Source organism: Aquirufa sp. A-Brett2-15D, assembly GCF_054558735.1.
The window spans coordinates 255,061-279,708 of the sequence record NZ_JBSKFT010000002.1 but is presented as its reverse complement, the minus strand read 5'-3'; the positions used below and the strand labels follow the sequence as shown (position 1 = coordinate 279,708).

Here is a 24,648-nt window from a genome sequence, read left to right as displayed (position 1 = left end):
TATTAGTGTTGACGAATAAGGTCATAAGCTAACTGCAATGCCAAGCCATCAGGATCCTCCCGATTCAATTTGTCTAGCAGCTTGAAGCCAAGACTATTCTGACGGTAATTAGCATTAATAAATGCCTCATCAATATTAAGAATAATCGAATCAGCAAAATTAAGCTCAATGAAGTTGTCTCGTAAAGCATGGATTCTATTTCTAAAATCAACTAACTCTTCAGAGGTTAAACGTCCTGAAACCCGAAGGCGAAGCAAACACTTTCCAATAGGTAAACTTGTAATATCACCAAGTAATTGATCCAAATCTGTCATGGAATTAACCACTTTATTACTCCAATCTATATGTTCAACTTCGCTGGACACTTTTAATTCTGCACGATGAAATGACTTTCCATCACATTGAATTTTCCAATAGGTACCCTTCCCTTTTCTACCCATAGCTGATTGAGCGGTGGTACTGGGCATAAAAAACAGCGGCTTACTAATTACAGTAGTTTGAGTAGGATATGGCACATGAATATGACCTAATAAAGTAAAATCTAAGCCTGTTATACTCAAATCCGCCTCCGTCATATTAAAGTAGCGGCCTTCACTGTCTAAGCCATAGCCATCTACATTACCGTGAGCCACACCAATATTCAAAGCCATATTATCTTTTACAACTTCGCTAATCCATCCAATGGCATGTTGAGGCGAATGTTTGCTCGTACACAGACCTGGGAAAAAATTAATCTTTTCATCTCCGATCTCATAAGAAAGAACAGATGGCTCGGTAAATACATGAATTTTAGAATGATTTGCCGCTGCACGATTAAATCGAGTCCATAGCGTCAAAGCTGCCTCATTACCCTGATTAGCTTCATAAAAATCATGGTTACCAGGTAAAACCAATACTGCTTCTCCTTGAAACGTACCTAGTAGGTTAGCCGTAGGATTAATGGTTTCTTGAACACCTACTTGAACTGAATCAAAAAGATCTCCAGCTATTACCAAAAATTGAGCGCGATCTTCATTCGCTTCATCAATAATATTCTTCAAGGCATCAAAACGATCTTGAATTAACCGTCTGCGAACAGCATCAGATTTTTTAGAAAACTTCAATCCTAAATGAAGATCAGCGGCATGATAAATAGTAATCATAATGGTTTGGTTTATGATGTTTAACTAGCGATTTTTTGAAATCCAATCGTCGAGCTGGCTGACTTTTGGTACCGGGTCTTAGCGGCCAAGACTTCTTGGTCAGCAATTAATTCAAATAGCGATTCCTCCGCGAAAGCCTCGCCTGCGTATTGCAAGAAGAAGCCACGGGAACAAATGGAATGGATATCAGAGCCTGATAACTCCACCTCAGCAAGACGTTCTAATAAAGGTTCGTTCGTTTGCCAAAATCCCTCACGAGAAGCCCAAATTGCTTTCCGAGCAGCATGAGATGGTAAAGAAAATGAGATTAGGGTTTCAAAACGTCTCAACCCTGCGCTTTCCATACGATCAACGACATTAGCTGATCCAATCAAGATTCCTTTGAATCTATCAATACTTTTTAACATCTGACTAACAATGGCATTCATGTAAAAAGATGAATGTGTTTCGATCTCAACTTTTTGGCCTAATGCTTGGTCAATTTCGTCAAAGTACAACACCACCTTGTTATTGTATTCCTTCATCAAACGGGGAAATTCTACCTCAAGAATGCGCACGATGGATTGTTCACTTTCGCCAACCCATTTCGACGACAAGGAAGAAACGCTGACACACATTAGTCCAAGTTGCTTACACAATTGCATTACAAACTCAGTCTTACCGCAACCAGATTCTCCAGCAAGTAAGACTCCGAAACGACGCGTGTTCCATAACTCAGACGGACATGATTTCAAGATAGCCGTCAATCGATCTAATGAACGCTGAGTCGACTCTTCAAAAAACAAATCAATAGCCGAAATATCAGCTGGAGCAATGACACGGAATTTATCAAACTCTTCCGTTTCATCAGAACTAAACTCGGGTAAGATAAGCTGAATAGCTTTCTCTTTGACCAAAATAGTCGATTCTTGATCCCACATGTCTTTTTCGATCTTCCACAATCCCTCGTTCAAGAAGGTCTGTTTATTTTGATTTATCGAAAGCATAAAAAGTAAATAGTCCTTAGCAGAAACAAACTTTCTGAATTCAGTTAATTCGATACGTTTAGCAAAACCTACATTCACATAATGAGCCAAAGTATACAATAAGAAGAACGACTCTTGTACTTGATTTAAACAAGTAAACTTTTGCACTAACTCTTCCTTAGGATACCAGTCTTGGCATTTATTAATCATCAATACCGGAAACGTCCGCGCAGCAATACCAATTTCTTTCGACAATTTCGAGAAGGCGAAGAAGATCTCCAAAAATTCAATAAAAGGCATCGACTCAGCGGATTGCGACACCCCCTGAATTTTGACTTTAGTCGAACTACTACTGAAGCGACCCTCCGGCGCCATGAACTGAACGACGTTACGGTAATGAGCTTCTAACAAGAACTCAAACTTCTCTAAGTCGTTTGCAGGCAATACCTCTTTAAACTTACGCAAGAAAGAGGCAACACCCATCGAATCAACTCCATCCTCCTCTAAATCCTCCACTAACTCAAATTCATCCTCACTCGAGGGGCGCGACGGTCTACGACGCTTGGGACTAACAGGTTGTTTTTTCAAAGAGGCAACCTTTTGCTGGAACTTATCCACGTATTCCTCAAAAACTAACAAGGGGATCTGCATGCTTATGAATTTAATTTTGATTGTAATTCTGTTTTAATGTAGGTTTCAAAGTGGTATTTCAATTTTGCTTTGAATTCCTGGCTATCCACCATCTCAATATGGTTAATCAAGCCGATTAACCAGCCGGCAAGGGGATCCACACGCAAAACTTCTAGTACTATTCGATAGGGCTTTTGATTATCGGGATCATCTAATCGCTCTATCATAGGGACTAACTTAGAGAAATGCAAGGAAAACAAAACAAATGCTTTCAGGTCCATCCGTAGGTCTAACTTCAAAAGTTCCTTACCTTGAATCAGGTACCCAAACGGATCTCGCTTAATCTCTAGCTTCCCTAGATTCAGTTCTTTAGGTGCCTTTTCCTTTAATTTCTCGATCCCATCCATGCGATCAAGCTTAAACACCTTAAGCACACCATTTTCTTCTAAATCATAGGCGTATATCTCAACAGCTTCGAGGTTGAAAATCACAGGAACCACTAGACGATTCTTAATTTCACCCGAGTTAATACTTGTATAGTTCTTCAGGATCATCTGAAACTTAATTTTAGCCTTATTGATATTTTTTTCAGCCCATTGAATTAATTCCAACGTACGCTTATCAATCAACTCTTCCTTACTGCGGCTCTCATGATAAATACGTAATAACTTTTCTTGTGCAATGCCCCGAAGCTCTGCATTAGGAATTCCTTGAGCTGAAAAATAAAGCGCTTGTGCCTCCGTAGAGTTAAACTGAATCTCACGATAATTAGCCTTCTTCTTAATGGAATAATGATCTCCGCGAATCAATTCAAATCCCCATTTTTCTAAAATATTTAAGTAGCGATAAATAGTCCGTGATTTATCTACATTAGACTCGAATCCACCACCAAATAGTCGCTCGAGGTTAACCATTTTAACTGGCTTGGGATTTTCTAAAAGGTACACCAAAAGCTTCAAAACATTCTCTTTTGTAGGTTGCGCCTTGACGATTTTCTTTTTAGATTTACCTTCTTCTAATTCTTCCATAGCCAATCGGTTTTTTGGTTCAAAAATGGGGTTTTTCACCCCCTTGCAGAGGTTCGGTGCAAAGTTACTAATTAATCTTAATTTACAAAGCGCCACCGACAAAAAACGTATAAATAAATACATGTTATAATAGTGACAATTTTTTTAATATTTACACCTAAAATAGGCGATAAAATGATATTTAAAGGTATTTTTAGTAGAATTAGGAGTGACAATTTTTAAAAACTAATTGACAATTTATACTAAAATTGTCTTTAATTTTTAATTGCAATTTAATTGATAATCCGCTTCAAAATTCACTCAAAAAAACTAGCATTACCGTTAAATAAATTATTCTGTTTTATTTTGACCATTTTTGTATCTAAAATAGAAATAGTTTAATTATTTCTATTTTAAAATTTCTAATTCTTTTGTCTTTCTACCCGAATAAATTGTCCCAATTATTCTAAGGGAGATCTGCCACATATTAATACTTATTCGTAATTTCAACCTGAGGGTCTACAGCCTTTTGCCTAGCAATCGGCCACCGCGCAATAACCATTAAGCTGCTTTGAGCTGGAAACCGTAAGAAAACATAACGTAGACCCTTATTTTTTAACCATTAAATCTAAATACTATGATCACAGTAAAGAAAACCGTCGAGTCGAAAACCGACAATCGAAACCGAATGGACTTAAGCATCGGGAATACCACCCTTCGTTTAACAGAACGTGAAGCGGTTTATTTAGTTCGCTCAATCGCTGACTTGTATTTTGGCGATGTCGCTAACCTAGAGTCAAACATCCGCAACCACAAGGGTTTCGACGGTGTAGACCTTGGAAAAATTAAAGAACCTAAGGATAAAGAGTAGACGAATGTATTCTAGGCAAGATTTAGAAAACAGCTTCAATCTTTTACTCGAAAGAGCTCAATGGAAACGCCGCGTTCCTTTAGCACTTTCGAATCAAGATGCGTTCACTAATCCTGCCCTCGTGTCGCAATTACCTATCGGTTCGGATGGCATGAAGACAATTACTTTCCTGAAGAATCCGGATTTACACTACGGCGAAATCCTTAGAAAGCTAAAGAATCATACGGAAGATCCTGGCAAACCTTACCATTTTCGGCCTGTAAGAGCACAAAAGAAATTCACAAAATCAGGTAAAAGCCGAACCATTTATTGCTATAGTTTGGTCGATCAAATTGTTCTTAAAACCGTACAGCAAGAGCTAAAACAGGGTTGGGGAAAGGCCTATTCTTCCCAACAGCATCCGATGGATACGGCTTTTCTGATTTCGCAAGAAATTGAAAAAGCTGAGGCAGGTGTCCAAATTCTAAAAGTGGACATCACTAAGTTTTTCCCCTCCATCGACCGGGCTATTTTATTTGCTGATCTTGAAAAAGAAATAGGTATTAGACCTGAAGTCTGCCGCTTAATGATAGCAGCCAATAGCCTAGATAATACTACTGGCGTAGTAACAGGCGGTTCGCTTTCTACTTTACTTTCCGAATTCTACTTACGTAATTTTAAATCCGCTTTTCCATCAGAAATCGGCTTCCATCGTTTTGCGGATGACATGTGTTTCGTGATTCCTTCCTCCCATAATCCAGAAGCGGTAAAACAAAAACTCATCGATGAACTAGCGAAACTGAGCCTAAGTCTTTCGGCTGAAAAAAGCAAAATCATTGATCCATTTGAAGAAGAATTCGAATTTTTAGGCATCAACTTCATTTCCGGCAGACCAGTCATCACAGAGGATGAAGTGGAGCATTGGAAATCCAAAGTGACACAAGATGTCTTTTCAGAAAAAGGAAAACTCAGGATTTACAAAATGTTAAATCCTGAGTTAGAAAATCTACCGTCTGGAAAGGAAATCCAAAACACCGTTTGGGCTCAGCACCTAACCGGAAAAAGATCTAGATTTAATATAAAATACGCGAAATACCTACGCTATTTTGTTTCTATTAAATCCAACTGATCCCCATATTTTCCTTTAACAAACTCTGGATCTATGTCCATATAAATAGTTAGAGCGAAATCATTTTTCTGTTCCTCTATTTCTAAGCCAATCCCTAAAAAAGTCTCGAATTGACTCGATTTCAAATAAGTAAAATTAGTCAAGCGAATGCGATGCCAGCTATTCTGCTTACAAGTAGCTAAGATATCCTTCGTAATAGATCTTGCCTGCTGCTGAATAGAAATTTCAGAGCTACGATCAATTAATGGCGTGCTCACTAAAGTGGCCTGCAGATGAAGTTTCTCCTTCAGTTGTTGAGAAAGGGCATAGCTCCACCCTCCAAAACTGGTGTTTTCCGAATGAAATAACGCATCAATCCGTAAGGGATCTTGGCCATCTGGGCCTGCCGTTTTGGCCATAGATACATCATGACTCATCATAAAAAACCGAATACCTTTTGGCTCCTCTTCATTCACCTCTTCATTTTCCGAATAAGCATATTTTTGAGATCGTGAGGATCGAATTCCATAATAGGAATCATACTCCATTACCTCCCAATATAGATATTCTCTCTTTTCGGGATCCTTCTCTAAAAGATACTGATCCATCAAATTTTCACATTCCTCTTGCATACCTTCTAACACCTCCATTACCTGTGGAATCGCATAACATTCTTCCAAATGCTTAAAAGCAAAACGACCACAATTCAGGGCAGCAATACTAGCAATTTCTGGATCCATACTGATACGAGACGAACCCATTTCAAGCATTCGGCCGTTAATCGCCACGACCTGCTTCATAAATGCCTTATTACGTAATAAAGTATCTGGAACTTGATCTTTAAAGGGTCTATAACCCCAATCGTTGTTTAATAAGGCTAACAAAACCTCTTCCTTCATGCGCATCTCTGGGCTTAATAAGTCCATTACATCGGTTTCATTTTCCACAGCTTTGATACATATTTCCAAATCCGATTTTACTAAATCCGGATGCACAAACTCAATCGCTAACCCATTAGCTTTCACCGCTAATAGAGCTAACTCTCGATCAGCTTTCATCCACAAAGGCGCAAAAGCCAGCGTAGTCCCAAACTTCTCAATACTGCCGCGCGCCACATCTACATCTGCGCGCCACTCATCTGATAACCACTGGTAAGCGTGTCGATCCCGACTCACTTCCTCCATTAAATACTGTTTTTCTTCCATCATATTTCTCCAATAATTTCCATCGTATTAAGCGCAAACTGGGTAATCAATCGTCTCGCACTAGGGTGCGGCGCATCATCATAATACCGATAACCCGCTCTCTTAATTAACTCCTCCCCTAATTCCAACGCCATAAACGCCTCTTCCTCCACTAAATACTCCGAGGTCGTATGGTATAAATAATATCCTACCGGCACATTGCAGCAAGTAAAATGGGGGCGCAATTTCACAATATCCGTGTAGGAATGCTGCTCTAAAGTAAATTCCGTTTCTCTTTTTTCAGAGAACTCTAATAATAATGCTGTCCAAATCTTACCCAATCCCTTTTCATCATCCGGGTTATACATCAGCTGGTTCCCTAAGGTAATGGACGAGGTATTCGCCGGGCTATCAAACTCGATGGCATAGCCCACATTTTGCAAAAAGGAAACATCCACTTTCTCTGCTCCTCTGGCCCCTATTTCCTCCTGTACTGGGAAGAAACCCTTTAGTACAGGTTGTCTTAAAAATAGGATCAAGCACAAAGCAATCCCCACTTTGCAGTCAGCCCCTAAGCCTACTGGATTGTCATTAGCATCAAATCCCTTTAAGGCTGGCTTCAATTCTCCCGCATAATTAGGTAAAAGCAATTTCTTGGGTATAATCTTGTTCCCGTGAATACGGTGTACGGTGTCTGTATGCGCAACCACTAAGGGGTATTTTTGGTAGTTACCTATCTCCCCTTTTTCTGCATATACATTACCCATCTCATCTTTCCAGGCTTTAATGTCATTTTTAGCAAAGAAATCAAGTAAAAACTCAATCATTGCCCCCTCCTCTTTGGAATGGGTTTCAATGGCAAGTACTTCAAGTAATAATTTATATTCTGATTGAGTCATAGGTTATTTTTAGTTTATAGGTTAATAAAATGTTAGGGTTCAAGGACAATTAAGATTAGCTTGAAAGAACGCTGAACTTTGACAGGTTGCAATGCTGACTCTTGGAATCTTGAATTTTGAATACAGGTTCTAGATCGACTATCGATAGCGTGCGATATGGCTTTAAATGGGTGCTTATCTCTAACTATTCTCTCCCCCTAACAATATTATATGGGGCGCTCCTTTTGAGCGCCCTTATTTCTTACACTCCCTCTACAACCGTGTCATGGTTAAAGCGGTCTAACTCCTCCTCTATCGCATCTATGCGATCCTGGAGGCTCATTATAATAGCGTCTCTTACCTCCACCGTTAACTCCGCTGTTTTCAGTATTTCGGTACTGTCATAGCGGCTAGTTACCGCTCCTTCAGAGCAGTCTAAATTTTGTAACTTATTCGCCTGGGTTTTCAATTCCGCTAAAAGGAATATTTTCCTTAGCATTCCTCCTTTTACATTCGCCTCGTGCAACTTAGTTTTTAAGTTCACCAGTTTTTCAGCTAAGTCCTCGTAGTTTTTTAAGGACTCAAAAACACTGTAAGGCCGTCTGTTTTTCTCACTAATGGAGTTGTAACGGCTCGCTTTTGTAAACTCAGTATCCATCATTCCGAGGATCCGGTTCTTCATTTTAAGGCAATTCTTTATATTAGCCATATTTCTTTAAGGTTTTTGTTGATAAAATCTTCCCACCACGATTACGCGCTGCAATGTGTAGGAATTAAAAAATGAAATAAATAAGATGTAAGGTTACAGCCTTACGCTGGTAATGCTGAAAGTATATCAGCAAAAGACAAGGATTCGTACGATTTCGCGGATGGATACAGATTCGTATAGGTCTCGTTAAGATTCACAAAATACTTCACTGTTTCTCCCAATCCTGATTTTACTTTCGTATTTACCTTTTGACAAGCAACATTCTCACAAATAAAATTTTGTGCTGAATATCCACTCAAAACTGATCCAATAGATCTAAACAAATGGGCATTTTGTTTGCAATATTGGCATTCAATTGTTCTCCCTCCTTGATGAAAGGAAAGAGCCAATGCCCCTAAACTAGGGGACACAGTACAGTAACTAAACGCACCAAACTCTGCGGAATATTTATTACATATTTCCGGATGCGCAACTAGGTACTCCCGACTTTCAAAGAACTTGTAAACATTAGGTCTAAAAAGAGCTTCATCTCGTTTGATTCGCTCCTCCACTTTAAACCAGGCTTCGTATTGACCTTCTGTCAGAAAAATGACACCATCGATAATTTCTAATTTATTATCATCGATTAAATCTTTACGAACCATAGCCACACGACCTTCCCTATCTATCAGCTGATATGACTCGGCTGATGGTAGATAAAGTGCTTCGGCGACTATTTTCCTTTGTTTACTCATTTTGTTCTTTTGGTCAGATTTAACAATGCAAAATTCCGAATAATTATTCACATACGCAATACAAGGTCTTAACTATCAGGCATTTAAGTCTATTTATAGAGACAAAAAATAAGGCCAAAAAATGAAAATTAACCCCATTTTATCGATTTAAATGTTTTAAACTGATTTTTGATCAGTGACAAAAATGCTCTATTATTTCTTTTAAAAATAACTACTTTATTAGACCGACATTAAACGAACCACTGCATCACAAAAATCGATTTGAAAGACCTAGAAGGCGGTTGCCCCGAGCATTCATGGGCCATACGTCTTTAACCAGAAGAAGCCTCGGATAAACGAGACTTCTTCGATGATGATACTGACTACAAGGAGTTTATGAATGGTTGTAGTCCGGGGTTTAAAGATTAAAATGATATTCGGACTAAATGTGCACTTGGACAAGGATATGCCGAATTACAAATTGCAATTTTCTTAAAGTGATTTCCAGCGAAACGAGTTGGATCAGGTAAAAATATCCTAAAAGTTACAGGATGAATTCCTAGAAAAACAATGGCCAATGGAGGAAATCCATTAACCGGATTAACTATATATTCTGATGTTAGATAAGGTGCCACAAATGATAAATCCCAATCTTTACATAATAATGTACCTAAGCGATTGATTCTATCTTGTAAATTATAAGGATTTATAATGGCAGGATTAGAGTTATTCCAGAAACTTAAAGTTCTTCTAGTTCGATTTAATCTTCTTCTTAAAGCTGAACTGAAAAGTATAGCAAACGGGTACAAATCTAATAATAAAACACCTTTAGAAGCTAAATCTAATAGGTAACTAATTTTATCTTGTGGACAGGGAGAATAATTGCATGCGCCAAATGCATCTCTTGGAGAAGTAAGCCAAGGTGAAGATTTTACGTGCCTTATATCATAGATATAGGAGTTTTTTTTATCCCCATTACACTTATTTAATACAGAGGGTTTTAATTTCGGAGGAGCCTCCCCTACTAATACATACTTAATACAAGGTGTTATCCCAAGCTTAGGTGTGCCGTCATCATTAAAAAATGGATGAGGATAGGGCATTTTAATTGTACCCTCTCTATCTCGTGTACTATGACCTCTAAAAATGTCTAAATAATCTTCTAACATCCCCTCTCGTATCAAATAATCATTGTAATCAGGTATTGCAATTTTAGGGCGAAGAGATCCAATTGAATTTCCCCAAAGATCATCAAATTGTTTTTTGCTCATCATAGCTGCTAAATTTAAATATTTCGTTGATTAACCGGAATTGCACTATAATAACACAAAATAAAACTATTCCTATTAATTAAAATAAGCAAAAAAAGCCGGAATAAAAAAATACGCGCCGTTCCGGGTACGCTTTTTGTCACAGAATTTAATTTATGAGCTACATAAATAATTTTATAATACGTTTTATCTAACTCCACTTCACGACTATTAAACCCTATTTTAATTCCTACTTTGTTTTATTTTCTAAATCTTGTACTTTTCTACTAAAATAATTTAAGGCACACCACAGTGAAAAAGATACCAGAGAAGCCAGTAAAAGAAAGATTGGACGAGTTAGAAGACCTAGACTCCACTAAAATCAATTGGGCTGATTATGTCATGGCAGACGATTCTGATGCCGCTGAAATTAATTTGGGGGATTTTGATTTAAATAATGAGGAGTTGGTTGCCAAAGCTTCTGCAAGAATAAAGAAAGAAAAAACGGTAACAGGTTTGGTATATATAAACACTGCCCTAAGCGAACTAGGATACGAAATAGATAATCATAATCCTTTCTTTTTCACCTCCATAGTACATGTATCAGACAGAGAATTAGCCGGCTTTTTGTACGTAAATAGGGATGGATTCTATAGTAATTGCATGGAAGAAAGTGAATTGCAACTGATTTTCTCTTGGGATTGCGTAAAAGATATCGAGTTAGTGGAAGAAGGTGAATCCTCCATAAAAATAACTATCGTTTCAGAAGAAAGTAAACTTATCATTTACGAGCCCTACTCTAAAAACATGTTAGTTTTACTTTCTATCTATAAATACATTTGGAAAAATGCACTTAAAAATGAAATGGGGATTAATGTAATTAATTTTGAAACACATGAAGAATACATCAGTTGGTTGCATTCTTGAACACAATTTAGAACTAGTTAAAGTTTTATTTTTTAGGAAATAATAGTTTAAATGAAACAACTGAAAACTCCAGATTTAGAGTCCATCAAAAAACACATTAAGAAAGAGTATAGCAATTGGACAGACGCTCAAATTGAACTTAAATCACAAGAAATTTTAGCGGGTTATTTGGAGTCAAACAAAGAGAAAATAGATAAGGAGATTCAAGAGGATAAAGATAACCTTGAGATCGCTTTAGACAAGGAATTCATTAACTTGTTTTTGGATTTGAAATCTGATGATTGGTCGAATAACAATAAGAATGAATAAATGTGTTGGAAAAACTCCATATCCAACTTCTTCGATGGTTCATTTTTAAACTAAAAAGACAGTTTAATCAACTGGCTTTTTAGTTATTTAAAAATCCTTAATAACCATTGCCAAAATCCAATAGGTTCTGATTCTTGGATTTCCACCTTAGGTGGTATCTGAATTTGAAGTTTTACTATTTCCGGCTTCGATGTAATCTTAGGAGCTTTTTTTACAGCTGGCTTAGGTTTATTTAAGGCTATGGGTTTTACTTCCTTCTTATTCTTCTCCACAGTCATTAAATCAATAAAATCAATTGCCGCCATTATGGCTAAATCAGCATTTTCAAAAACGGGGTTGCCCTTCAAGCGTATACCTTGAGAATAGCTTTCCAACTTTTTACTTTTTTTCAAAGTGGCCTTTACAAATTCCTCATCCCGGCAGTAGAATCCAATTTTGATTCCACTTTGGGGAGTATTAAAAAACAAATGCGTTGACTTAGCTGTGTTAACCGATGGGATATGTATGTCCAAAAAATTATCCTTGTTCATTTTTTTAATGATGCTACCAGAGTAACTCCTTTTCATACCCGCTGATAGTGTTTCTTGCAATGTCATAAAAAATTAAAATCTAAAATATAATCTGAATAATTTTAAACGCTTACTAAGCGGATAAAGTATTAATAATTCTGTTTAAAAAATAAAAAATACTTTATTTTGCTCAATAAATCTTGTATTTTTAAATATCGAATCCAAATTAGACGAGCATTTTTGTTTTAAAAAATATTAAGTAATCCTAAACTTAAAATCTTCTATGGCTTTTATCCAAAAAAAGCATTTGATCAAGAGAAAAAATCTTGGATACAAAATTTCAAATGGTTGGTTATGTGAAGTTAAACGCAAGTCTATTCCATCCGGCTCAAATGTAAAAGTAGGAGATTTAATTTATGTTGCTCAAAATGGGTATGCAATTTTTGGTTCAGGAATTGTTAGTAAAGTACATAGTATCTGCATAGAAGGATTCAAAAAAATGGCAAACTATGTTTTAAATGAGTCAAACATAAAAGATGATTCCTTTTGGATTTCCAAACTCAAAAAATACGCTTCGGATGATTCGGAAGAATTGTATAATATTTTGGAATATGAGCTTGAACAAGTAGTGCAATTTGATGTATCTTTTCCTCTTGAGGATAGGTTTTTGAACCAATCAGCTTGGTATTATTTAGAAGACAATTTTGAATTAAAATTAATTGAAATTTCCACTGAATTAACAAAACATATTCCCACTAAAATTAGAGAAGAAGTCTATCATTTATTCAAAATCCAAATGCAAGAGGAGCATATAATTGACATTGACCATGTTGTGCCGGCCTCCTTGGGTGGGCCTGGCAATATAATTGAAAACTTAATCCCAATTTCAGCAAGTATTAATCGAAGAAAATCCAATAGAGTTCCAAGTAAACTATTTGATTTATCAAAAAAATTTGGGATAAAAATTCCCCCTAATTTAGGGGTAAGCCACGATAAATTTTATTCTGAAAAAGAATTGAAAGACCAAGCAAGAAAAATTATAGAGAAGATAAACCAACAGTCAATTGAAGAAATAAAAAAAGACTATCAAGAGGTTAGAAGTTTTCATTTTCCGGCGGTATCCATCAAAGAATAGATTAATATTTTTTCAATCAAAAAAGAAAACTTTGAAAAATAAAATCATTTAAAATATGCAAAGTAAATCTTACCTAAAAAATTAAAATAATGGTATCGGATCAATCAAACAATGGCTCCTCAGAATTAACAATTCAGCAACATCTTCTAAACTCCATATCAGAGGTGTACCCTGATGCAGAAGCAAAGAAACTGGATAAAGATAATTTCCTAGACATCTACATTCCTTCCGTAAGTGCAGCTAAGGGGACTCACCTATTTTTTAATACGGTAAAAGGTGTCATCAAAATCGGCTATTACACCAGAGACGAAGACTTTATCGCTCAAGTTTCTTCTCGTTCCTCGCATAAGATTGATGCAGCAGGTAATGGGTTGAGAATCGTAGGAAATCCAAAATTTGACGATAAGGAGGCTGCTGTAGCAGCGGCGCTAGCATTTTTGGCTACGATTCAAGGTGAAGGCGTAGTCGGCGTCCAATCTTCTAAAGTAGGGCAAGCTATTAGTTCTACTTCACCTTCCGATGCAAAAAGTCAGGAGGAAATAGATGCCTTTATTGCAGAAAATGGAGTAGATATTTTTTCTGAGGCTTTAGAGAATTTTTTAGTAGACGGGGAGATTGTTATAATGACCATTGAAAAAGAAGACCTAATGGCTGTCATAGCAGGGACTTCTGATGTGGGGGATTGTATTCAACCCTTAGGAACGGTGGAACTCGATGATTGGACCGGATTAGCAAATTTGATTGGAAAAAAGGAGGCGAATTGGGCAAAAAAAGAATTTAAAGAGGAAAATGCTAGCGGAATAGTGCTTCTGTATTGTGATGGAAAATATGTCTATGCATTTTCAAATCCTCAGGAAGAGGATGCAAGTGATGAAATGAAAGAAGGCGCTTCAAGTGAAGAGGATTTCCATGAATTTGATTATACAGAAAGTGAGGAGGAAGATGGAGAAGAAGAAGAAGAAGAAGAAGAAGAAGAAGATGATGATGATGACGATGATGATGATGATGAGGTCATCAAGAACAAATTACCCCTTTCTCATTACGGAGTGCTAGAAAAGCTGATTGAAATTATTAAGGAGGATAGCAATCAAATTCATTTTGCACACGAATCGCTCCTAAAAAAAGAAGCCAATTTAGAAGCCTTGATTGTAGCAAATCCTGAAATCTTTGCGTTATTGCCAGAAAAGTTTACTGCCTCAAAAAGCATCCGAAAACTCGCAATAGAAAATGGATATCTTGATGATAATTTTTCAGAAGTTATAGATTTAACCGATCAGCAGCTTCTAAAAAAAGTGATGATCGCCAACTCGAATTACTACCAGTATTTGCCTGATGACTACAAGACCAAGGAACTGACCCTAATTGCCATCGAAAATCAATCGGGCGACATTTCGTTTGACATCCTACCCGAGTCCCTTCGAACGGACCCTACATTTTTTAAAGAGTTAATGGATTACCTGCACAGTCATCTCTCTTACAAGCCTATACCCAGTATTTCCTATTCAGATTGCTTGATCGAAGGATACCAAGAGTTTATCTGTGAAGATGCTGCGTTAATCATCAAAAATGGGCTTCTTGACTATGCGAGCCCCCGCATACCGAAGGATGAAAATTTCTGTTTTAGCTACCTAAATCAAAATATAGGTTCCTATGGAGAATTGCTTGAAAAAAATAAAAAGTTAGAAGATAATGAGGCTTTCGCAAAACTAGCCGTTGAACTCGATGGGGCTAACAATTACCCCAATCTTCCAGATAAATTTAAAAAAGACAGAGCGTTTTTAGACATAGCCCTAAAAACTGCGGATGGAAGTTTGATGTTGAATCAGCTCCCCGATGAGGTAATTCATGTGGATGGAAAGATCGATTTTGATTTGGCGGTAAGACTTCTTCAGGATAACCCGTTCAACATTAAGTCTATATCTGTTGAAATTATGGAGCGTGAAGGTGTGTCAGACAAGCTCGTGCTTGCTGCAAAAAACAAAAATAATGTCCTCTATTATGCGCCAGCTTCGCTCAAAAAAGATAAGGCGTTTCTTTCTAAACTAACAGATTCCAACCCCTACACAATTACGTTTGCGGATAAGTCAATTTTAGCAGACCGGGAGTTTATGCTTAGCATCCTGCCAAAATTACCAATCGCGATCAAATACTGTTCTGAAGAATTGAAGTCAGACAAACAACTAGCCAAAGAAGCAGTAAGCTTGAATGGGTTAGTGATTCGGTACCTAGATGAAAAAATAGTCTCTGACCCAGAGATTTACTGGACAGCACTGCATCAAAATCCAGAAGCGTTTAAACTGTTACCTTCTGAAATCTCTTCTGATACAGCGGTACAAGAATACGTTTCAAAAATCAATGGAGGTATTTTTAAACACTTTTCTAACTCCTCCTATCCTAAACAAATTAGGTTTAATGCCATTTTGAATTCAGCCGATGCTGCATTTGAAGAGGAATTAATGGTCTTTAAAACACTTAATGAAAATCCTACCTCAACCGCGATTTTGGAAGCAATCAAAATAGACCCTACCCAGGTCGCTTTTCTTCCCGAGGAATTTTTCAGTAAAAACGTGGATATAACACGTTCGATTTTAGAGGTCACCTCTTTCCCTTTGCAATTCAAATCATGTAGAAAGGCTTTAGGCGAACAAGAACTCAAAAAGCACTTACGCAATCACAATTGGGCTTTTAAATACCTAGAAAAGGACGAAACCTTCACCGATGAATTTGTAAAAGAAGCACTGACGATTAATGGAAATCTGCTGCAATATTTAAATGAGGATCAAAAGAAGGACGCTGTATTTATTCGCATCGCGCTTACTGCCAATCCCGAAGCTTGCTATTGGGTATCCAAAGAGTTTGATTGGAAATCAGAAGAGGCGCAAGCTCTTGCGAAACAAATCCTCACCATTGATCCGCTTTTATTTGCGTACTTCATCGAAAGAGACCCAGAGCCTATCTATGAGTTTTTCGAACATGCTTACAACCTTGATGCATCCGTGTTAGAAATGATGGATCATTCGTTTTTTGAGGATTCGTGGTATTTTATCTCAGAGAATAATGGATCTTTTCCATTGCATGAGGATGCCCTACTTTATGGGCTCAATCAAAATGGACAGATTTATTATTGGGAACCTATCAGCAATACACTTACTAATGTATGCCTAGCAATTGAGAATGGGGTAGAATTTGGGTGGGAAGATTTATTTACAAACTGGGAACAGGATCTAACCATACTTGAGAAAGCATTTGCATATTATCCTTCTGCTGAGACTTTTCAAGCATTGAGAAAGAAATTAGGTAAAAAATTCGAGGAGTCCAGTTATATCACTCCTCAACTTGTAGCCAAAGGATCAGAATTGTATCCACTACTTTCTAATAAGTTACAGCAGGATTGTGCATATGCCTTTGCGTACTTGAAATCGGATGATTTCTACGACTTGTCCGCCAAGTTTGAAAACCTTCCCGGTAACTTTAAAAATGACGAAGCATTCCTAAAAATGCTTTTGGGGACAAAAATCGATTTTGAGATACTGGATGCATTTTTTGATTCCAAATTACTTCACGATGATTCGTTTATCCTTCCATATCTCGAATTAAATTCTGATCAGTTCACCTACTTCCCAGACAAACTACAGAAAAATAGAGCGATAGCACTTCAGTATGGTATTTGCAACAGTGAGCAGTCCTATTATGGGTTGACAGATTTGGGGCTGCCAGAACAGTGGAATACAGACAAAGCACTTATTCTAGAAATTGCAAAAGGGAATAAATTTAAAAACTTTAGAATAGATGATACCCTCTTAAATGATACCAAGTTTCTGCTTGAATTGATTGAATTTCAGCCTCAACTTGTTCAAGCACTTGAAGAAGAACAACGAAATCCAGACTTATTCTACAAGTTGATAGAAAGGAATTTGGATGTTTTCGATTATTTGGAAGTAGAGGAGAAGTTTAATTCGAAGTTATTCAACTTGATGGTTTCAAAAGAGGTTTCGAAAATTCGAAAAATCGAGTGGTCATACACCCTGTCCGATACACTCGCTGAACTAACGAAGGACCTAAGTATAACCAGGTACATCAATTTGTTTGAAGAGTCAGATTTTGCAGAAGCTTTGTCTGAAAAATACACGATTGAAAGCGTTACCCTCAATAGCCAACCGGAAGACAAAACCTTCATAGCAACTCAATATTATTTCCCAGAGTCTGGTACAGTTACCCTGGGATACGATCGGAATTGCTACCTCAGTGAGGCGGTTGCGGGAGAAATTTCGGATGAAACGATTCTTGAGTTTTTAGAAACTGAAGACGGTTGGTCAGATTTTATCTATTACAATTCCTGGCATGACTACACAAGCATTTACCATACCTATGGCATGGGTGAACCGGCTACCGATATGCAACTGCCAAGTGGCAAGATTGTCGAGGTTAAATTGGCCTATGACGCTCCTGTAGTGGATAATTTAAAGGAAAGCTTCGATTGCTCAGAAAAAGGAAGTTTTGTCCATATCGCTTCCTCAGATGAGAAAGCCTACGGATGGGGTAAATGGAAGACTTATACCATGGAGGTAGCTCCTGGTGTTTTTGATGTAGCAAATATTTCGGTAGAGTTTGAAGGCGATATTGTTGAGTCTTATCGCTATAACCTCCCTGATGGTACGTATGACTCCTTTGAAGAAAATCAAGATTACGAAACTACCGGTCAAGGCTTTTCTTCCACGCTCTACTTTAATAATGGTAAAGAGCTGATTGATGTAGATGAATTAAGGGATTTGCTTGAAGAAAATGAAATTGAAATAGTTGATATTAAAGAGATTAAAAAGTTTTTACTCAATTATTATTCATAGAGTACTTTAAACTAGAATAAAGAATAAATTTTCATAAGAATCCTATGAATAAAAAAATAATCTACATAGACATGGATGGCGTCATTGTTGACTTTCAAGGTCAAATTGATTTTCATTTTGATGCTAACCCTGACTACAAATCAATTTTTCAGCATAATCCCGATGAAATTCCGGGCATATTTAGAAACCCTAAACCGATAGCTGGAGCTAAAGAATCCATCTTAAAACTAGCTGAATCGGGATTATATGAGCTTTTTATCGCTACATCTGCTACCTGGGGAAATGTAGAATCAGCGATGCATAAAAGAGAATGGATTGAAGATCATTTTCAAGATCTCTTCAAAAAGAAAATGATTATCACCCATCGAAAAGATCTTCTAATAGGGGATTATTTAATCGATGATCGAGAGGCGAATGGTGCCAAAGATTTTAAAGGAGAGTTACTTCCTTTCGGGTGGGCCTACGAAACGAAATCTTGGAATGCCTATCGCACCTGGGATGATGTTTTGAAAAAGTTATTATAACAAAAAAGCCAGCATCAGCTGGCTTTCTTTATTTCAACATTCCTAATAAGGAACTCAATTTGTCTTTCAAATCTTTGCGATCGACGATAAAGTCTAAGAAACCATGTTCTTCTACAAACTCGGAGCTTTGGAATCCTTTAGGCAAATCCTTGCCTATTGTTTCTTTGATAACACGTGGACCAGCGAAGCCGATTAATGCTCCTGGTTCAGCAATATTAAAGTCACCTAGCATCGCGAAGGAAGCCGTCACACCGCCGGTGGTCGGATTGGTCATCAAAGAGATGTACGGAATTTTAGCTTCTGCGAGGAGGGCGATTAAAGAAGAGGTTTTGGCCATCTGCATTAAAGAAAAACCAGCCTCCATCATACGAGCTCCGCCGGAGCGAGAGATCATCAAGAAAGGCTTACCTGTTTCTAAGGAATGACGCATGCCGCGGGTGATCTTCTCTCCCACCACGGAACCCATGGATCCTCCGATGAAATTAAAGTCCATCGCCGCAATGGTGATGGGCAAACCGTTGATCTCGCCGTAAGCTGTTCTTACCGCATCTTTTAAGCCTGTACTGTATTCCGTCGCTTTGATACGATCCGTATATTTTTTCGTGTCTGTAAATTCTAATGGATCGCCTGATCCCATCATCGGATCTAATTCCGTATAGATCGAGTTATCAAATAATAACTCGAAATAATCTTGTGAACCGATCTTCTCGTGGTAGTTACATCCAGAGCAAGTGTAGGCAAACAAACGGTGTTCCCGTGTATGAATCGCTTTTTTACAAGACGGACATTGGTACCACAAACCATCTGGCGCATCTAATTTAGAGGCAGTAGGTGTGACAATTCCTTTTTCTTTTCTTGAAAACCAAGACATAGGGCTAATTTTAATGATTAAGTCTGCAAAGATAAGTAAAAAGCTTTGCTAGGCCTTAGCGAACCACAATAATTCGCTTATTATATACATTTCTATTCGTAATCACTTGGACAAAATACGTTCCAGTAGGCAGAGACGAAATATCAAATTGCTTATCTAAATACCCCCCTTTCACCTGAATACTTTCTTGCTGAACCCATTGCCCAGCAGCTCCTAGAATACCCGCACGAACTTCTTCGTCCTGTGATCCTACAGCTAATTGAACGCGAACCATACGAGAGGAAGGATTAGGTGAAACCCGCAATTCTGGCAACAGCGTAAACGGTTCAAGTGCTAAAATTAGCGGAGGTGGTGGTGGAGCCACTGCACCTTGCACATTTAAATTATCGATTGCCCAGCCCCAGCCGTGCGCTCCCACGTCTGCGTGTAAACGGAAACGGAAGACTAACTGATCCCCGGCTTTAAATTTGCCAGAAGAAAGAATGTCGATTTCTCGTTTTTTGACCAACGTAGACGATCCCTCAGCCGTCGAATTTCCCTTCGAGTCAAAGCCCGTATTATACGCATTCAACCACACCGTAGAGAAATTCGAATCCCAACCATTGATTAAATTATACCAGTTTTTACCTAAGTCATTTGAAGCCTGAACCGTCACATAATCATAAAAACTGCGATTCACCGATCCATCAGGATTTAAGAAAGACGCTCCGGGTTCTCCTGGCTCCACTAAAACGACCTCATCAAAATACATTTTAGACGAATCCGACCGAACCGTAATCGGTTTTAACAAAATAGCGTCGCTGTTCGTAAACTTATCAGACCCGCCTGCGCCATTATAAGACTCCTCGGTACCATCAGCATAAGGGTGCGCACTATGCAAACCGGTCGTCGTAAAATCGGATGGCTTCGCAAAAGTGAAGCCTTTTAAATAAAAATCAGTCGTAGGAGGGGTATCAAAATTCTGTACGTAACTCCCCACTGCTGCCTGCAAGCCTATGACAGCAAATTCATAGTTTCCTGTGGCGGGAAGCGTGACGGAATTCGTGATTTTGGCCTTATCCTTCACTATAATACGGTATTTAATTACATCACCGGATTTCAATAAGCCCGATGCAAATTCAAAACTATTCGTAAAACTAAAGCTCAAACCAGCCACTTTCTTAAAACCCTTTCGAATAGTTGCCCCGCTATTAATGGAATACTCCATATAGATGGTATCAATGCCGATATTATCCGACGCTAAGAGCGTAGGCAGAGGAACCGTGGTTTGAGAGGTGAAAATATACTTCAAGGGATTCGCATACAAAACAATCGGCTTCGTTGTATCTGGTGCGATATTGAACTCAAAATAACTCCCCAATGTAGTGCCCGAAACAAGAGGTGCCTCCGCCGGTGTCACAAATTTCTTACCCGATTTTTCCTTTGCATACCAGTAATACTTGATATTTCTGGATGACGCACTCTTAGGCAAAGAATACGAATAGGTATTCCCTGCTTTTGTAAAAGTGGAAATAGGACTAAAAATTGTCGAATTAATGGCTAAATAGAGTTTTAATGATGATTCATCCCAAAGCGTATCCGAATATACCTTCACCGAAAAGACCTTATCCGTTGCCTGATCCTCCGTATCATCAAACTCCTCCCCTATCAGGTTCGAAGAATACCAGCCAAAATCATTGAAAGCAGACGTCACAATCGGACCAATGCTACGCGTTACCTCACCACGCGCAATTTGTGGAGTCATTAAGGCATTTGCATCACCTACCGGGTATTTCACCTGGTCCACATGGTAAATACTCGATCCTGCCGAATAAGCAGAAGGTGTATATAATTTCCCCGCACTTCCATTATTCTGCAAAATGGATGGAGAAGACAAGTTGATTTTTCCAGAGGTCAATTGTGTAAAAAGTGCAGCTGATGAATTCTTATAATTATTCGTGTCCATCAAGGCAACATTCCCCTCATTGACCATAAACTGATCAAATATTCCAGGATAACCATAACCAGCTTTCCCATCTTCCACGCCCACCTGACCGATAAATCCTAATCCATGTCCAATTTCATGTAAAACAACCGAATAAAGGTCGATTTGATTAATAGTCGGCATTCCATCTATCGCAATATACCAGGCCGTAAAGTCCGAATTAAACGTGGCCACCACATCAGCGTTCGTTCCATTCAGGTTTTTATGGGCCATTTTTTCGGCCAAAGCAATGGGATAAAACGTATTCAATCGATTCGCTCCCACAAAGTTGCGCACGTTTGCTGTCGCACCCGCACTACCTAAAACGTTTGTAGCTAACGAAGCCCATTTCACATAAACATTAATAGGCACATCGGAAGAAAAAACCGTAGACCAGACGGCAGCTGCCTTCTCGAAAACAACCTTTACATCTGCTGGAGGGGCTGTTTCATAGGTTAAAACAATGGTTGCAGATGCCTTCGTCTGCGTCGATGCATCTAATTTAATCGCCGCCGCTTGCGCTAAAATGGCGCGCATGTTTTCGGTATAGCCTTCCGGTAAATCGCGCTTCAAACCCTTATATTCAGGCACGAATTCCTCGATTATTTTGCCTGGTACCATTTCCATGGTATTGCGGCTTTTTTGGGCAAAAGACGCCGTGCAGGTTAATAAAAATACGATTATCAGGTTTCTCATAGAGCGACTATTTTAGAAAACAAATCTACAAAATTAGGTGTAATTACCTGAGTGTGTGCTAATTCTTCCGCCGTATGCGAAGTCGTCATCCCTACCACTCGAGCGCCAGCGGCAAGACCTGAGGCGATCCCTTGAAGAGAATCTTCGATCACCCAGCAATCCGCTGTGGCTACGCCCACTAAGGCCGCAGCTTTAACATAAATCTCTGGATCTGGCTTCCCCTTCGTTACTTCAGCTCCACCGATAATGGCATCAAACTGATCTCGAATTCCTAAACCATCCACAATAAAATCAATATTTCCTGGACCCGCCGAGGTAGCTAAAGCCGTCTTAATTCCTCTTGAACGCAATGCTTGTAAAAATTCTAGCAGCCCTTCCGCTGGCTTACGGTATTCTTCATAAAAGGCGCGGTAAAGCAATTCTTTCTCTTCTTCTAACACTTCTACTTCCGCCCGCGACATGTCTCTTTTATAAAACCACTCGAAGGTATCTTTTGAATTCATTCCATTGAGTTCTTTGTAAAATACCTCCTTAGTCAATGGAATTCCGTTTCGCTCGCAAAAAAGTAACCAAGCCTCCACGTGATACGGTAGATTATCTACAATCACGCCATCCATATCGAATAAAACTGCTTTCATGGACATATTAGAAGTGAAGGATAAGCCCATCATGAGCTAATGAAACGTTAGGTGGCAATTCTTTATTTACCTCTGCATGTAAGCCCATTTGGTGACTAATATGTGTGATATAGGCCTGCTTAGGATTTAAATCGGCTATCAACTTGAGTGCTTCGGCTAATGTGAAATGAGAAACATGCGTCGTTTTCCGCAAGGCATTAATGACTAACACATCTAAGTCCCGTAATTTATCCTGCTCTTCTGGGGCGATGGCATTCGCATCCGTCACATAGGCAAAATTCCCAAAACGGAAACCCAACACATCTAAATAATAATGTTTTACGAAAATCGGCTGAATATCTATTCCTTGTACCGTAAAAGGAGTTCCATCGATCTCATATACATCGATTTCAGGAGCACCCGGGTATTTATTTTCCCCAAAAGCATAGGCAAACTCCCGCTTCAATTGCGCAATCACTTGAGCCCGGGCATACAAAGGAATAGTGGCTTGTTGGTGGTAATTAAAACCCCTGATATCATCCATACCGGCGGTATGGTCTTTATGCTCGTGGGTATAAAGAACAGCATCCAGTCGTTTAATTCCAGCCCGAAGGACCTGTTGACGAAAATCTGGACCTGTGTCTATAATAAAACTTTTGCCTCCGATTTCGACATGAATCGAAACACGAAGCCGCTTATCTCGCTCATCCGTGGACTTGCACACCGCGCAGCCACAAGCGATCATCGGAATCCCCTGCGAAGTTCCCGTTCCTAAAAACGTTACTTTAGAAGGGGACATGCACTTATTCCGTTAAGGCTTTCACCTGAGAAACCAAGGAATCGAAGTTCAATGGCTTAGCTAAGAAATCATTGAATCCAGCGGCTTTGAAATCATCCATCGAATAGTTACGCGCATTTCCTGTAATGGCAATCATCGGAATAGCTGCTTTTTTCTGGTCTGCTAAAGCACGAACGGCGCGAGCACAATCCATACCGTCCATTACCGGCATATTGATATCTAATAAGATAATATCATAATCAGCCTTCGCTAATTCGTCTAAAACCTGTTGACCGTTCTTCACAGCGTGTATCTGAAAATTTTGAAATTCTAAAATCTTCTTAGCTAGATTTTGGATCACTGAGCTATCTTCTGCTATCAATACCTTTTTCATATATTCTTTATTTATCGTCAATTGCGAGTAAAAATAGCCAAAGGAATGTGGATTTCAAACGAATTTTGGCAATAAAAAAAGCGACCCATTACTGAGCCGCTTTTTTATCAAGATCTTGATTTTATTTCAAGTAAAAAGAAACAGATGATTTATCCCAATCCAAGGTCACTTGACCCGTCGCAGATACAGCGATCGTGAATTGCTCTGTAGGAGCATGCTCGCTCACGCGTGCGTTAACGCGTAACACGTCATTTGCCGCTTTGTAGGTATAAGCACCCCACATTTTCGCTTCTTTATTAAAGATGATTGTCCACTCAGATGCACCAGGAATAGATAATAACGAATAAACTCCTTTCGCTAAAGTCTTTCCTTGAACGGTGATGTCCTTCGAAATTTCGAAAGTGGTCGCCTCATTCGCACCTGTTCTCCAAACTTCCCCATAAGGGACTAAAGCTTTCGCTTCTTTCGTTCCGAAAACCAAACGTCCTTTAGCTGACGGTTGTGCGTATTTGATCATCACTTCAGTGGATCCTACTTTTTGCGAAACAACGGCAGGAGGTGAAGGGATAGCTTTCTGTGCTAAAGCAGAGAAAGAAACTAAACAGGTTAAAAGCACTAAGAATTTTTTCATAATTATGTTTTATT

At 38.6% G+C, this 24,648-nt stretch carries 22 protein-coding genes; 7 read left to right on the top strand and 15 right to left on the bottom strand.

The features are described from left to right. Positions 1-2: 2 nt before the first annotated feature. The 3 genes from ACST14_RS06405 to ACST14_RS06395 are packed head-to-tail and all read right to left on the bottom strand — an operon-like array spanning position 3 to position 3,765. A complete protein-coding gene (locus ACST14_RS06405) occupies positions 3-1,142 on the bottom strand; it encodes a metallophosphoesterase family protein (protein WP_459461745.1) in 1,140 nt (379 codons plus the stop codon). A gap of 20 nt (positions 1,143-1,162) precedes the next feature. Beyond that, positions 1,163-2,758 (bottom strand): ATP-binding protein, encoded by a 1,596-nt coding sequence (locus ACST14_RS06400; protein ID WP_459461743.1) that lies wholly within the window; start codon positions 2,756-2,758, stop codon positions 1,163-1,165. A 2-nt stretch (positions 2,759-2,760) separates the two neighbouring features. Continuing rightward, on the bottom strand, positions 2,761-3,765 hold the full coding sequence (locus tag ACST14_RS06395; protein WP_459461741.1) for a helix-turn-helix transcriptional regulator: 1,005 nt from the start codon (positions 3,763-3,765) through the stop codon (positions 2,761-2,763). A gap of 616 nt (positions 3,766-4,381) precedes the next feature. Between ACST14_RS06395 and ACST14_RS06390 the strand changes: the two genes are divergently transcribed. After that, positions 4,382-4,615, top strand: coding sequence for a hypothetical protein (locus ACST14_RS06390; protein WP_459461739.1), 234 nt, complete (start codon positions 4,382-4,384; stop codon positions 4,613-4,615). Positions 4,616-4,619: 4 nt separating this feature from the next. Next, positions 4,620-5,723, top strand: a complete 1,104-nt coding sequence (locus ACST14_RS06385) for a reverse transcriptase domain-containing protein (RefSeq protein WP_459461737.1) — start codon at positions 4,620-4,622, stop codon at positions 5,721-5,723. Here ACST14_RS06385 and ACST14_RS06380 read toward each other — a convergent pair. From ACST14_RS06380 to ACST14_RS06360, 5 genes are all read right to left on the bottom strand, one after another. Continuing rightward, on the bottom strand, positions 5,696-6,910 hold the full coding sequence (locus ACST14_RS06380; protein ID WP_459461735.1) for a DUF4116 domain-containing protein: 1,215 nt from the start codon (positions 6,908-6,910) through the stop codon (positions 5,696-5,698). The genes ACST14_RS06385 and ACST14_RS06380 overlap by 28 nt on opposite strands. Next, positions 6,907-7,785 (bottom strand): hypothetical protein, encoded by an 879-nt coding sequence (locus ACST14_RS06375; RefSeq protein ID WP_459461733.1) that lies wholly within the window; start codon positions 7,783-7,785, stop codon positions 6,907-6,909. Before ACST14_RS06375 ends, ACST14_RS06380 begins: the two co-directional genes overlap by 4 nt. Before the next feature lie 241 nt (positions 7,786-8,026). Continuing rightward, positions 8,027-8,446, bottom strand: a complete 420-nt coding sequence (locus ACST14_RS06370; protein WP_459461731.1) for a tropomyosin — start codon at positions 8,444-8,446, stop codon at positions 8,027-8,029. A 128-nt stretch (positions 8,447-8,574) separates the two neighbouring features. Beyond that, entirely contained in the window at positions 8,575-9,207 is a 633-nt protein-coding gene (locus ACST14_RS06365) for a hypothetical protein (protein WP_459461729.1), read from the bottom strand. Positions 9,208-9,611: 404 nt separating this feature from the next. Continuing rightward, a complete protein-coding gene (locus ACST14_RS06360; RefSeq protein WP_459461727.1) occupies positions 9,612-10,460 on the bottom strand; it encodes a hypothetical protein in 849 nt (282 codons plus the stop codon). 288 nt (positions 10,461-10,748) lie between these two features. On the opposite strand from ACST14_RS06360, the gene ACST14_RS06355 reads away from it, so the two are divergent. Together ACST14_RS06355 and ACST14_RS06350 are read left to right on the top strand one after the other, a co-directional pair. Continuing rightward, a complete protein-coding gene (locus ACST14_RS06355; RefSeq protein ID WP_459461725.1) occupies positions 10,749-11,363 on the top strand; it encodes a hypothetical protein in 615 nt (204 codons plus the stop codon). 51 nt (positions 11,364-11,414) lie between these two features. Continuing rightward, entirely contained in the window at positions 11,415-11,672 is a 258-nt protein-coding gene (locus ACST14_RS06350) for a hypothetical protein (RefSeq protein WP_459461723.1), read from the top strand. A gap of 83 nt (positions 11,673-11,755) precedes the next feature. On the opposite strand, the gene ACST14_RS06345 is transcribed toward ACST14_RS06350, so the two are convergent. After that, entirely contained in the window at positions 11,756-12,268 is a 513-nt protein-coding gene (locus ACST14_RS06345; protein WP_459461721.1) for a hypothetical protein, read from the bottom strand. Between the two features lie 196 nt (positions 12,269-12,464). Between ACST14_RS06345 and ACST14_RS06340 the strand changes: the two genes are divergently transcribed. The 3 genes from ACST14_RS06340 (at position 12,465) to ACST14_RS06330 (ending at position 18,684) form a co-directional block, all read left to right on the top strand. Further along, complete coding sequence (locus tag ACST14_RS06340; protein ID WP_459461719.1) at positions 12,465-13,316, top strand: HNH endonuclease domain-containing protein; 852 nt, start codon at positions 12,465-12,467, stop codon at positions 13,314-13,316. 89 nt (positions 13,317-13,405) lie between these two features. Then, entirely contained in the window at positions 13,406-18,160 is a 4,755-nt protein-coding gene (locus ACST14_RS06335) for a DUF4116 domain-containing protein (protein WP_459461717.1), read from the top strand. A gap of 44 nt (positions 18,161-18,204) precedes the next feature. Beyond that, entirely contained in the window at positions 18,205-18,684 is a 480-nt protein-coding gene (locus tag ACST14_RS06330; protein ID WP_459461715.1) for a 5' nucleotidase, NT5C type, read from the top strand. Between the two features lie 28 nt (positions 18,685-18,712). Here ACST14_RS06330 and accD read toward each other — a convergent pair whose 3' ends face one another. From accD to ACST14_RS06300, 6 genes are all read right to left on the bottom strand, one after another. After that, on the bottom strand, positions 18,713-19,555 hold the full coding sequence (gene accD / locus ACST14_RS06325; protein ID WP_459461713.1) for an acetyl-CoA carboxylase, carboxyltransferase subunit beta: 843 nt from the start codon (positions 19,553-19,555) through the stop codon (positions 18,713-18,715). 55 nt (positions 19,556-19,610) lie between these two features. Continuing rightward, positions 19,611-22,214 carry a T9SS type A sorting domain-containing protein gene (locus tag ACST14_RS06320; RefSeq protein ID WP_459461711.1) on the bottom strand — a complete coding sequence of 868 codons (2,604 nt, stop codon included), beginning with the start codon at positions 22,212-22,214 and terminating at the stop codon, positions 19,611-19,613. Beyond that, positions 22,211-22,885, bottom strand: coding sequence for an HAD family hydrolase (locus ACST14_RS06315; RefSeq protein ID WP_459461709.1), 675 nt, complete (start codon positions 22,883-22,885; stop codon positions 22,211-22,213). Before ACST14_RS06315 ends, ACST14_RS06320 begins: the two co-directional genes overlap by 4 nt. Then, on the bottom strand, positions 22,860-23,630 hold the full coding sequence (locus ACST14_RS06310) for an MBL fold metallo-hydrolase (RefSeq protein WP_459461707.1): 771 nt from the start codon (positions 23,628-23,630) through the stop codon (positions 22,860-22,862). The genes ACST14_RS06315 and ACST14_RS06310 overlap by 26 nt, the downstream gene beginning before the upstream one ends. Positions 23,631-23,634: 4 nt before the next feature. Next, complete coding sequence (locus ACST14_RS06305; protein ID WP_459461705.1) at positions 23,635-24,003, bottom strand: response regulator; 369 nt, start codon at positions 24,001-24,003, stop codon at positions 23,635-23,637. A 121-nt stretch (positions 24,004-24,124) separates the two neighbouring features. Further along, positions 24,125-24,634: a DUF2911 domain-containing protein gene (locus ACST14_RS06300; RefSeq protein ID WP_459461703.1), complete on the bottom strand. Its 510-nt coding sequence runs from the start codon at positions 24,632-24,634 to the stop codon at positions 24,125-24,127. Positions 24,635-24,648 lie beyond the last annotated feature (14 nt).